General features: G+C 62.3%; 13 protein-coding genes. 7 read left to right on the forward strand and 6 right to left on the reverse strand.

What is annotated here, in order from left to right; all coding sequences use genetic code 11:
- The 3 genes from ACFC3J_RS20115 to ACFC3J_RS20125 form a co-directional block, all read right to left on the reverse strand.
- The coding region (locus ACFC3J_RS20115) for an LLM class flavin-dependent oxidoreductase (RefSeq protein WP_375197802.1) at nucleotides 1–944 on the reverse strand (944 nt) is incomplete at its 3' end.
- Between the two features lie 62 nt (nucleotides 945–1,006).
- Complete coding sequence (locus ACFC3J_RS20120; protein WP_066563901.1) at nucleotides 1,007–2,080, reverse strand: aromatic ring-hydroxylating dioxygenase subunit alpha; 1,074 nt, start codon at nucleotides 2,078–2,080, stop codon at nucleotides 1,007–1,009.
- Nucleotides 2,081–2,094: 14 nt separating this feature from the next.
- On the reverse strand, nucleotides 2,095–3,033 hold the full coding sequence (locus ACFC3J_RS20125) for a Rieske 2Fe-2S domain-containing protein (RefSeq protein ID WP_375197803.1): 939 nt from the start codon (nucleotides 3,031–3,033) through the stop codon (nucleotides 2,095–2,097).
- 78 nt (nucleotides 3,034–3,111) lie between these two features.
- Between ACFC3J_RS20125 and ACFC3J_RS20130 the strand changes: the two genes are divergently transcribed.
- On the forward strand, nucleotides 3,112–3,765 hold the full coding sequence (locus ACFC3J_RS20130; protein WP_237230091.1) for a TetR/AcrR family transcriptional regulator: 654 nt from the start codon (nucleotides 3,112–3,114) through the stop codon (nucleotides 3,763–3,765).
- Nucleotides 3,766–3,797: 32 nt separating this feature from the next.
- On the opposite strand, the gene ACFC3J_RS20135 is transcribed toward ACFC3J_RS20130, so the two are convergent.
- From ACFC3J_RS20135 to ACFC3J_RS20145, 3 genes are all read right to left on the reverse strand, one after another.
- A complete protein-coding gene (locus ACFC3J_RS20135; RefSeq protein ID WP_066562972.1) occupies nucleotides 3,798–4,301 on the reverse strand; it encodes an ester cyclase in 504 nt (167 codons plus the stop codon).
- Nucleotides 4,302–4,341: 40 nt separating this feature from the next.
- Nucleotides 4,342–4,659, reverse strand: coding sequence for a 2Fe-2S iron-sulfur cluster-binding protein (locus tag ACFC3J_RS20140; protein WP_066562971.1), 318 nt, complete (start codon nucleotides 4,657–4,659; stop codon nucleotides 4,342–4,344).
- 90 nt (nucleotides 4,660–4,749) lie between these two features.
- Entirely contained in the window at nucleotides 4,750–6,039 is a 1,290-nt protein-coding gene (locus ACFC3J_RS20145) for a sulfotransferase (RefSeq protein ID WP_176598277.1), read from the reverse strand.
- Between the two features lie 150 nt (nucleotides 6,040–6,189).
- Here ACFC3J_RS20145 and ACFC3J_RS20150 point away from each other — a divergent pair, with 150 nt between their 5' ends.
- From ACFC3J_RS20150 to ACFC3J_RS20175, 6 genes are all read left to right on the forward strand, one after another.
- On the forward strand, nucleotides 6,190–7,068 hold the full coding sequence (locus ACFC3J_RS20150; protein ID WP_375197804.1) for a helix-turn-helix transcriptional regulator: 879 nt from the start codon (nucleotides 6,190–6,192) through the stop codon (nucleotides 7,066–7,068).
- Nucleotides 7,069–7,190: 122 nt separating this feature from the next.
- A complete protein-coding gene (locus tag ACFC3J_RS20155) occupies nucleotides 7,191–7,982 on the forward strand; it encodes an SDR family NAD(P)-dependent oxidoreductase (protein ID WP_066563899.1) in 792 nt (263 codons plus the stop codon).
- A gap of 33 nt (nucleotides 7,983–8,015) precedes the next feature.
- Nucleotides 8,016–8,528 (forward strand): VOC family protein, encoded by a 513-nt coding sequence (locus ACFC3J_RS20160; RefSeq protein ID WP_102999864.1) that lies wholly within the window; start codon nucleotides 8,016–8,018, stop codon nucleotides 8,526–8,528.
- A 4-nt stretch (nucleotides 8,529–8,532) separates the two neighbouring features.
- The gene (locus ACFC3J_RS20165; protein WP_066562965.1) at nucleotides 8,533–9,297 is read left to right on the forward strand and encodes a tyrosine-protein phosphatase; all 765 of its coding nucleotides are present in this window, start codon (nucleotides 8,533–8,535) and stop codon (nucleotides 9,295–9,297) included.
- A 19-nt stretch (nucleotides 9,298–9,316) separates the two neighbouring features.
- Nucleotides 9,317–10,597 carry a DUF1214 domain-containing protein gene (locus tag ACFC3J_RS20170; RefSeq protein ID WP_375197805.1) on the forward strand — a complete coding sequence of 427 codons (1,281 nt, stop codon included), beginning with the start codon at nucleotides 9,317–9,319 and terminating at the stop codon, nucleotides 10,595–10,597.
- 11 nt (nucleotides 10,598–10,608) lie between these two features.
- The gene (locus ACFC3J_RS20175) at nucleotides 10,609–11,064 is read left to right on the forward strand and encodes a nuclear transport factor 2 family protein (protein WP_066562961.1); all 456 of its coding nucleotides are present in this window, start codon (nucleotides 10,609–10,611) and stop codon (nucleotides 11,062–11,064) included.
- Nucleotides 11,065–11,119: the final 55 nt, after the last annotated feature.

Consider the following 11,119-nt stretch of genomic DNA (forward strand, 5'->3'; position numbering starts at 1 on the left):
ACATCCCAGAACGGCTCGATCTTTTCGAGAACTTCGTCCACCGGCCCGCAGGTCACGAAGGCTTCGACCATCGCATCGGACACATTGCCGATGACCTTGGCGATGTCGCCATGCTCACCCAGGCTCAACTGGCAGGCGCGCGCCTGATCGCCAAAGCCGATCGCCTCGAAGAAGGGCTCATATTCCTTGTATCCGGAATAGGCCGCGACGGTGGCGCGGCTGTCGTCGATCGCCTTCTGCTTGTCATCATTGACCGCGATCCAAGGCCAGGCGTTGATTTCGATATCTTCGCGCCTGCGGCCATATTGGGCCAGCTTATCGTTGATGAAAGGCATTCGGCTCTTGGTATAGGCCGCGGACCAGAGGGCATGGACCATCAGGCCGTCGCCGATTTCCAGCGCAAGCGCAGTCATCTTGTCCTGTAGCGCCGCGATCCAGATCGGAATCTCCTCCCGCACCGGGGGCGCGGTCAGCATCATTTCCTCAAAATCGGCGGAGAAATATTCCCCCTCGATCGGATCGAGCCCCTTATGCGCGTTGGCGATGACATAGCGGATCACCTTGACGCTTTCGCGCAGGTGGGACAGCAGCTTGCGTTCGGGTTCGCCATACATGCCCGTGACGCAGCTCTTGATGCTGGAGCCCAGCCCCAGCACGAAGCGGCCATTGGAAATGCGATCGACGTCCATCGCCGCGTAGGCGGTTTCCACCGGACTGCGCGTTCCTGCAATAGCGACGCCGGTGCCGACCTTCAGGCTGTTCGTCAGCGCGGCGGTGGCAGCCATCGGAACGAAGGGCGGGCCGTAAATTTGCAGCGAAAAGCAGCCCTCGAAACCCGCCTGTTCCATCTGCTGGCCGATACCTGCCATGGCGGGGGCGGGCAGGGTGGGCATGACGGCCCACCAGCGGCGTTCGCCGCCGACGGCATTGACGAGCTTGGACATGGCGACTCCGAAAAAGGAAAAAAGGAGCGGACGCTGCCGTCCGCCCATGGGGAGAGATCAGATCAGAACTGGAACAGTTCCTTGCGCAGGCCGATGATGTCGCTGCAATCGGCACTGACATTGTCGCGATAGGCGAAGTCGCCCTTCGCCTGCCGGTCGGCAAGTTCCATCATCGCCATGCGATAGCGCTGCCCGGCCTGGTCGAACTTGCTGTGCAGGTCCTTGCGGTCGGTATGGCGCATATAGCGCGGGCTTTGCGGCGAGGTCATGTAGCTGTCCTGCCGCGACACCTTGTAACCCGCCTTGGGCATGACATGGCGGAACATCAGGCCCGCGTTGGAGGTGTTCATGACCATTTCCATCCGCGTGCGGTCCCGCGTTTCGGGCGTGCAGGGGTGGAACAGCGGCACATCGTCACCGGGGCTGAACCGGCCATAGGCGATGGCGCAGTGCGAGCGCAGATAGATGCGGATCACCTGCCGCACATTCTGGGTCGGCTGCTTGATGCCGCTGAAGAATTTCATCACCGGGGCGACCGACTTGTTGACGCAGGTGCGGACCATGGTGACGGTCTCGCTGTCGTAGAAGGTTTCCACGGTTTCGCTGTCCGACCGTTCGTCGCCGACGACGTCGGCATGCAGGAAGTCGGCATGGGTAAGGTCGATCAGATTTTCCAGGCTGATCGGCGCGGCGCTCTCAAAGCGGACGGTCGCGGTCATGTGCCGCGGCAGGCCACCCTTGGGAGGGAGGAAGGGCAGGCTGGGGAGATGGGCCGGGTCTGCCGCCAGCGGGTTGCCGAACCACACCCAGACCACGCCATAATGTTCCATCACCGGATACCGGCCGCGTGCGTCGGTAAATTCGCTCTTGTCGCGTGCGATCCGCTCATTGGGATGGAATTCGCTGGCGACGGCGACGCCATTGTCGCGCCACAGGAAGATGGGGTGCGAATAGATGGCGCGGCGGACGGGCTTCCCCGTCACGGAATAATCATGCGCCACCGGAAACCAGCTGTCGCGCATCACGAGATTATGCGGCACCCAGCGGTTGATGGCGTTCAGGGCGATCGGGTTGCCACCTGATGGCGCGGCGGAATTGTCGTCGTGCGAAACGGGACGATCGGCGGTTTCGAGCATCTTCAAATCCTCCTTCAGGCCGCTACGGTCTGATCATGGGTCGCGGGGGCGCTTTCCAGCATTGCCTTGCGCAGATCCTCGCCATGCAGCGAGACGGTGGGCTTGGTGGCACGCAGTTTCGATCCGTCGACCGATGCGAGCACCGACAGCGGGTTGATCCCGCGCAGCACCGCGCCGCGCACGCCCGGATGGCGAACGCCCAGTTCGGCCCGCCAGCGGACGGCTGTCACCCCCCGCGCCGAGGGGACGGGCGAAAGAACGGCGTGGAGCAGATCGTTGAATTGGTCGTCGCGCAGCGTCAACTGCGTCTCGCCAGTCAGCGGATGGGTGCGCGTCAGCAGGGTAAGCGGAAATTCGGCCACGAAATGCGACGGCCAATGCAGCGGGTGCCACTGGCAATTGCGCTCCATCACCAGCATCCCGCCTTCCTCATGCAGTTCCGACATCAGATAGGGGCTGAAGCGGACACCGCGGATCGCGATGACGAGGCTCGGATCGTCATAAAGCGCATTCAGATATTCCTGATGGCTGCAACTGACGTTGACCGTACCGACATAGGTGTATTTGGGATCGGCGCTGAGCGGCGCTTCCGCCTTGGGATTGAGGCAGACCCGCACGAAGCCCGCCTGCTCGCTGACGCCAAAGGCATTGGCCTTGTAGATCGGCGGGAATTTCTGCTGGTCCTTCATGTTCGGGATTTCCTTCAGGCGTCCCGACTCGCCGTCATAGCTCCAGCCATGGTAGCCGCACTGGATCCAGCCATTGTCGCGGATGCAGCCCAGCGATAGCGGGGCGCGACGATGGGGACAGCGATCCTCCAGCGCGCGGGCGATACCGTGATTGTCGCGCCACAGCACGACCGGCTGATCACCGATATCGACGGACAGCGGCTTTTCGGAGGTCACTTCCTCGGACCGTGCGACAGCCCACCAAAGATCAGAATCGAGACTCATAGCGCTATCCACTCTCCTTTCGATTAAATTGACGGATGACAATTTATATGTCAACGTCTTTTCACTATGGATCTGCAGATGCTCGATCGTCCCCAGCGCACCCGCGGCCGTCCCGCCCTCAATGCCGCCCAGGCCGTGGATGAGGACAAGCTGTTGGGCCTGGCTTTCTCAACCTTCGCGGAGCGCGGTTATGAGGGAACGACGCTGCGCGATCTGTCGAAGCGGCTTGGGGTCAGCCACAATCTCCTGAATGTCCGGTTCGGCCGGAAGGAGGATCTGTGGATACGCGCGGTCGACTGGCGCATGGCGCAGGCCTCGCCCTTCGTCGAAGCCGCTTTTGACGAGCCGGCCGATCCGGAAGTGCGGCTGCGCCATCTGATCCAGCGTTTCTGCCTGTGGGCGACGAGCAATGGCGACATCGTGTCGCTGACCAATGTGGAAGGCTGCCGTTCGACCTGGCGGCTTGACCATATCGTCGAACATTTTGTGCTGCCGTTCCAGCGGCGGCTCGATGGTCTGCTCGACGCGGTGCGGTTGCAGCGGCCGGTTCACGGCCTGTCGACGGCGGCGTTGATGGCGCTGCTGGTGCAGGGGGTCGGCTATTATTTCTGTGCCGTGCCGATGCAGCAGCGGCTGGGGGCCGGGCAGGAAGTGGATGATATGCATGCGGCCGAGCATGCCGATCGCCTGGCCGCCTTCCTGCTCGCCGCCCTCCTTCCTCCGGTCGCCTGACCGACGCGGAAGAAGGGCAGTGGCACATCTGTTTACTTATAGGGATCGACAGGCTGGGGGACTTCGACCACGCCGATGTCCTTCAGCATGGTCAGCACGTCGGAAATGCTGAAGATGCTGATGATCTTGTCGTCCTTGAACTTGACGATCGAGAACCAGTTGACCTGAAACTCGTTGCCGGTCGGCTGCACGCCCATATAGGGGCCGCCGACATGCTTGCAATAATGGGTCGCGTAGATCCAGATTTCATCGTCGCCTTTGCCGACCGCGTCGATGGTCTTGTAGGCGGCGGGGAAGAAGGTCTTGTAGAGCGCGACCGGCGAGGTCTTCCACTGCTCATAGGTGCCCAGATCCGGCCGGTTGGGGTTGCCGTAGCGAAATTCGGGATGGAAAAATCGATCCATGCCGTCAAAGTCGCCGGCATTCAGGGTTTCCTGCAGGTCGGTCCAATGCTTGACCATCTGCTTCTGCTTGTCGGTCAGTACGGTCGAATCCGACACGTCGAGCTGTTCACGAATATCTTCTTTCCAGGCCATGATAGTCCTCTCTCATTCATTCAGGGGTGGTGCGTTATGCTCAGTCTTCAGGCGCGATGGTGATCGTAAGGCCCGAAAGCGCTTCCGACATCATGACCTGACAGGACAGGCGCGAATAGTCGTTGCGATGCGGCGATCCATCCAGCAGATCGCTTTCATCGTCCGATACCGGGGGCAGGGACTGAGCGAAGGCCGGGTCGACATAGACATGGCACGTCGCGCAGGAGCAACAGCCGCCACATAGCGCCAGCAACTCATCGAAACCGGAATCACGGATGGCTTCCATCACTGACGTATCGGCGGATGCCTTGATCGTCTGCTGGGCGCCGTCACGGGTAATGACATTCAATTCGGGCATGGCATTCCTCTGCTGGAATCGGAATCGATGCCCCCTCCTAATCAGGGCGCACTGATTTCCCTCCTGTCGAAAGGCAGGTTGTGAGATTGGCTATTTCACCTCGACCTGGACCGGGAAACGATCGAAATAGAAAGCGAAGGGGCGGCGCAATTCCTCGCCGGTCACATGAAAATCGCGTTCCAGATCATAGACGATCTTGCCCTTTGTCTGCTCGCCATGCTCGGCCAGATAGCTGTGCAGATCGGCCAGCGCCTGATCGGTCAGGGGGATGTCGGCAATACGATAGATTTCCTTCAGGATCGGGTCGGGATTTCTGATCCAGTCGTGGAAATAGACATCGATCGTCCGGTCGGGGGGCAGGATGTCGCGATCCCGCACGCAGGCGCGGAGCAGCTTCTCATAACGGTCGGGCCAGTAGCCAAGCGGTTCCTGAATATCGACCGTCTTGCGGAACATGCGCGCCGCATAGCTATACATGGTGAGCTGCGACCGGATCGATCCGACCGGATCGCGATGGGTCAGGACGAAGGTGGCGTCGGGAAAGGTCTTATAGAGGGCGGGTAACTGCTCCATATGCTGCGGGCATTTGATGACCCAGCGGTTCGAGCCATTCAGATATGTCAGGACCTGAAGGCCCTTCTTCAGATAGGCATAGGTGCCCGACTGGTCGTGGCTGAGATAATAATCGCGCCAGCGCGGCACATGCGCGAGCCACTCGATCAGATAGGAGGAGAAGTCGACCGCCTGAAGCTCGATATCCTCGCTGATATGATCGGGCGAAAATTCGTGCATGATCGCCATATGGGGCAGGATGGATTCCATCATCCGCCAGCCCTGTTCCGCCTTGGTCCAGCGGGGATTGCTATCCTCAGGTGTCGGGGTTTCGTCAGGGGCGGGAACCGGCGCGATCGCTTCCCACCAGGGCAGGGAGCGGAACCGGCGGTCGGCCGACAGCAGACCGAGGAGATGCGTCGTGCCCGATCGGGGAAGGCCCGCGACGATGATCGGCCGGACGATCTGGATGTCCAATATCTCCGGGTGGCGCTTCACTATGTCCTCGATCCGCAGGCGGGTCGCGGCAAAGCGGATCATCATCTGGAACAGATTGGCGCGCGTGACCGCCGAGGCGTTGGCATCCTCGTCCACGGCCTGGCACCATACGGCCAGCCGTTCGCGAAAATCGTCCGCGCCGAAATCCGACAGCCCGGTCTGCGCCTGCGCCGCAGTCAAAATGACCTCCGGCTGGAGGACGATCTGATCGGCCGCCGCTTCGGCCCCGGCCATCACCTGCATCTGGACATCGGTCAGCACGGGGTGATGCAGGTCGGTAATGTCAATGATGTTACGGCGCGCGGCCTCTTCCTGCGCGGGACTGCCCATGTCGCTCTCCTTTTATCGATGCGCCATCTAAAAGCACGGACCCTTTCTTCCGCAAGGTGCGCAGCCATCGCCACTGCGCCAAATGCTCCGCAAAAGCGCCATGCTGCGCAGGATGGCATCGCGGCACGCGAAACTGTTCGGAGAGTTTAGATGAACGCTGTTTCCCAGGTCTATGATCTGCCCGTCACACCGGCCATGGAGTGTACGGTTCGGGGCCGGATCGCGCTGCCCGGCGTGGTGATGGAATTGCACCATTATCGCTTCCGTGGCCTGCAGGGCGGGATATTTTCGTCGCCCCGCAGCTTTCTGGATCTCGCGCTGTCTCCTCGCCCCGGTCGTCCCTGTGGCGGCTATGGCGGGATCGGAGAGGGCAGAGCCAGCGCCCTGGGTGACGTGCTGTTCGTCCCGGCCCGAAGCGAACTTCATACCGAGTGGGGCGAGGGTGAGCAGACATCGATATGCTGCGGCTTCGACGGGATGGGTTTCGATCATGACGAGCCGGATCTGTCGAACGACGCCTTGCAGGCATCGCTCGACGTTCGCAGCCCCGCTGTGCGTGAGGCGCTGCGGCGCATTGCAGGCGAAATTGCGCAGCCCGGCTTTTGCAGCGAGATGCTGACACAGGCGATATGGCTTCAGGCCGCGATCGAGTTGCAGCGCTATCTGCGCGTTTCGGGCAGCGATACCGAAATACGGGGGAGCGGTATGTCCCGGGCCCAGCTTCAACGCATCGGCGATCGCATCGAGCAGCCGGGTAAGCCCCCATCCGTCGCCGAGTTGGCGGCGGAATGCGGCCTTTCCACCCGTCATTTCTTCCGCCAGTTCAAGGTTGCTACGGGGCAGACGCTCACCCGCTATGTCGCCGACCGCAAGATCGACAGGGCAAAGCAATTGTTGCGCCAGGCCGGCCCGGCGATCAAGGTCATCGCCTGGGATTGCGGCTTCGACAGCGCGGCCGCCTTTTCAGCCGCCTTCCGCAAGGCGACCGGCCTGACGCCCCGGCAGTTTCGTGAAGGCATGATGCATTGAAGGCAGGGCCGTTTCGCGATGGCATTGGCGCGATCGCGAAACTGGCCCCCCTTGTCCATCGGCGCGGTCGCCAGCAATGTTGCGCCAAAGCGCCGCCTATGTTCGAGCGGCCAACGGGAGAATTGGACGTGCCGGAAAACCTGTTCGATCTGAGCGGCAAGGTGGCGCTGATCACGGGCGCCAATTCGGGGCTGGGGTTCGGCTTTGCCCGCGGCCTCGCCCGCGCGGGCAGTGACGTCATCCTCTGGGGGCGGCGCGCCGACAGGAATGAGGAGGCGGCAGCGGCGTTGCGCGCGCATGGGGTGCGGGTGTTCGCTGACGTGGTCGATGTCGCCAGCGAACCCGCGATCGTTGCCGGCTTCGCCCGCGCGCTCGATGCCATGGGCCGGGTCGACACGGTGGTCGCCAATGCCGGTATCGCCAGCCGGGTGCCGTTCACGGACATGGACGTCGCCACCTATCGCAAGCTGATCGACGTCAATCTCGATGGCGCGGTCTTCACCCTGCGGGAGGGCGCGCGGCATATGAAGGCGCGCGCCGAGGCGGGCGATCCGGGGGGCTCGCTGATCATCTGCGGCAGCGGTTCGATCTTCCAGGGCGTGCCGACCATGGCCCATTATGGCATTGCCAAGGGCGCGCTCAATGCCCTCGCCAAGGCGCTGGCGGCCGAACTCGGTCCGATCGGCGTGCGCTGCAATGTCATCGCACCGGGTTTCATCGAAACCGAGATGACATTTGCAGACCCGGAGGTTGGCAAGATGATTGCGGACGTGGTCGCCGCGAAGGCGCCGCTCGGGCGAGCGGGCAAGCCGGCCGATCTGGAAGGCGCGGTCGTCTATCTGGCGAGCGACATGGCGGCCTATCACACTGGCGACACGCTGGTCGTGGACGGGGGGAAGATGTCCGCCAACTGACCGACGGACTGTCGATAATAGCAGGAGATATGCATGTTCGCCCGGCCCAACAGCCAGCATTGCCAGGTCGCCTATGTCACCAACGATCTCGACGCGGCGATGGCCGCGCTCAAGGACGCTTATGGCACGCCCGGCTTCTTCGAGTTGTCGAACATCCAGCCCGGCGAAGACCCGACCGGCAAGCCGGTGCTGAAGATCGCGCTGGCGGTGGTCGGCGGCGTGGAGGTCGAACTGATCGAACCGGTGGGCGACACGGCCCCCTTGTTCAGCGATTTTCTGCCCGAGGGCGATGACCTGGCCATTCGCTTTCATCATGTCGCGACCCGGATCGACGGACCGCTTGCCCACTGGGAGGCGCATGTCGCCTCGCTCGACCTGGCGCGGCACCCGGTTGTGTTCGAGGGCGCATTAGGCGACGTGCTGCGATATATCTATACCGACGAGCGCGCGACGCTGGGCCATTATGTCGAGCATGTCTGGATGGCGCCCGACCTTCTGGCGCAGATGCGCGCCGTCGTCCCCACCTATCCGCCAGTAAAGGACTGATTGCATGACCATCGCCCTGTCCCGCCTCAATTTCCGCGACATTGGCGGCCTGCCGACCGCGGGCGGAGGGCAGGTCCGGTCCGGCATCCTGTTCCGGTCCGAAGGCCCGGCCAGTTTTTTCGAGGATCATCATGCGGAACTGTCGGACCTGGGCTTTCGCTCGGTGGCGGATCTCCGATCGACGATCGAGAGGGATGCGGCGCCTCATGACTGGTGCGGCCCGGATTGCCGGATGCTCGACCTCGACATGAATACGGACCTGCGCGCGCAGGGGGAAGATATGTGGATGTCGCTCGGTCACGAGCCGACCGCCGCGCGCGCCGCCGAGGTGATGGCGCATAATTACGGCCTGATGCCGCAGGCCTTTCTGCCCCATCTGCCGCTGATGGTCGACGCGCTGCTGGCTCATGACACGCCGATGCTGGTCCATTGCACTGCAGGCAAGGATCGCACCGGTGTCGTCGTCGCCCTGTTCCTAGACCTGCTCGCAGTGTCGCGTCCCGTGATTGTCGAGGATTATCGCAAGTCCGATATATTCGGCCAGAATCTGCGCGTGTCGGGTCATCTCAAGCGCGATCTGCAAAAGACCTTCGGCTTCGTTCCGCCCGACGACATGGTGGCGGTGTTGATCGGTGTGCAGGATGATTTCCTCACGCGGGCGCTCGATATGGTCGTGACGCGCTGGGGCGGGATCGAAGGCTATTTCGAGGCGGCAGGTGTCGACGCGGGGCGGCGAGCGGCGCTGAGACAATTGCTTGCCACAGACTAGGCGGGAAATCTGCGCGGGCGTGTCCGCCACCCTGGCCGGGCTTCTGCTGCCGGGCAGGGTTGCCGGGGCGTCGGCCGTCAACCGGAAGAAGATGGTGGAGAATGAGATGAGCGACAACGGCATTTTCGAATGGGAAGACTTGCTCGACCAGCTTCGCCCCCTGGGCCAGTTGATGCGCGACCGTATCCCGGAAAGGCTGCGCGGCGATCCACAGCTTATGCAGGAATCGATGCGCCTGCTGCTGTCGGGCGTGCTGCGGACGACCAACGACGCGATCATGCATGATCGCAGTCACCCGATTTTCGTGCCCGAACTCAATATCTGCCAGAATATCTTTCAGCCTAATGCGGATACGATCTACAAGGCGGCGCTGATCGAAAAGGGCGGGACCTATCGCATCCGGGGCGATCGCGGCACGACGCGGATGATGATCCTGGCTCAGCTTGGCCCGGACACGCTGCGCACCGGCCAGCATCATCCCGCACAGGACGCCAATGATTTCAATGATCTGCATATCGGTGCCGATGGGGCCTTCGATGTCATCCTCTCGCCGACGCGTCCCGCCGGCTATGATGGCGACTGGTGGGAACTAAAACCCGCGACCGAGAAGCTGATGGTCCGGATCGTCGCCTGCGACTGGGGTGTCGAGCGCGAGCCGCGCTTCGGCATCGTGCGTCTGGATGCCGATCACGCCGCCAAGGGACGCCCGACGCTGGCGCAACTGGCGCATCGTTTTGCCGAGATTCCCGCCACGGCGACGGTCTGTGCGCTGGCCTTTCCCGACAAGGTGCAGAAACTGCGCGACGAGGGGCTGATCAACACGCTGAAGGTCGTCGACTTCTCGCAGATGACGGGCCTTGCCCGGCAGTCCTATTATGAGGGCGCCTATGATCTGGCCGATGACGAGGCGCTGATAACTGAGGTGCAGATCCCCAGGGAAGTCGACTATTGGTCGCTGATCCTGACCAACGAACTCTATGAGACGACCGACTGGTATCATAATCAGTCCAGCCTCAATGCGGCGCAGGCCGTGGTCGATGGCGACGGTTATTTTCGCGCGGTCATTTCCGCGCACGATCCGGGCGTTCACAACTGGCTTGACACATCGGGCTATGCCAGCGGCGCTGTGCAGGGGCGCTGGTTCAACACCGACGAGCGGCCCACGCCGACGATGAAGAAGGTCAAGCTCGCCGACGTGCGCAGCCATCTGCCCGCCGACACTGTACTGGTGACACCGGACGCGCGCGCCGAAGCGCTTCGCGAACGCACGCTCCGCGCGCACACGCGCATCATCTGGTGAGGGGGGAACCAATGAGCGACGAACTGGCCAGACTTCTCGACTATGAGGCGATCCGCAATGTGAAGGCGCGCTATTGCCGCTTTCTCGACACCAAGGACTGGGATGGCTTCCTCTCTCTGTTCACGCCCGATGCGGTGTTGGATGTGGAGGAGGACACCGGCAATCCCCCGATGAGCGGGCACGCCGCCATATTGGAGCAGGTGCGTTCCGCGGTCATCGACGCATGCTCGGCGCATCAGATCCACTCGTCGGAAATCGACCTGCGCGGCGATGAGGCGGACATGATCACGGCGATGCAGGACCGGGTGGTCTGGGCGCCGGGCAAATGTCCGATCCCCGGCGGTCAGTCGATCACCGGTTTCGGCCATTATACCGAACGCTATGTGCGTCAGGACGGACAGTGGAAAATCGCTGCGCTCAAGCTCACGCGCCTCTATGTCGAGGTGCATCCCGAACCTGCCGTTTGACAGGTTGCCAATGCTCCTCCCAACGGCAATGCAGTGGCATATATTTGAGAGGACA

The sequence above is a fragment of the Sphingobium sp. genome (assembly GCF_041987595.1).
In the GTDB taxonomy this organism is placed as follows: Bacteria; Pseudomonadota; Alphaproteobacteria; order Sphingomonadales; family Sphingomonadaceae; genus Sphingobium.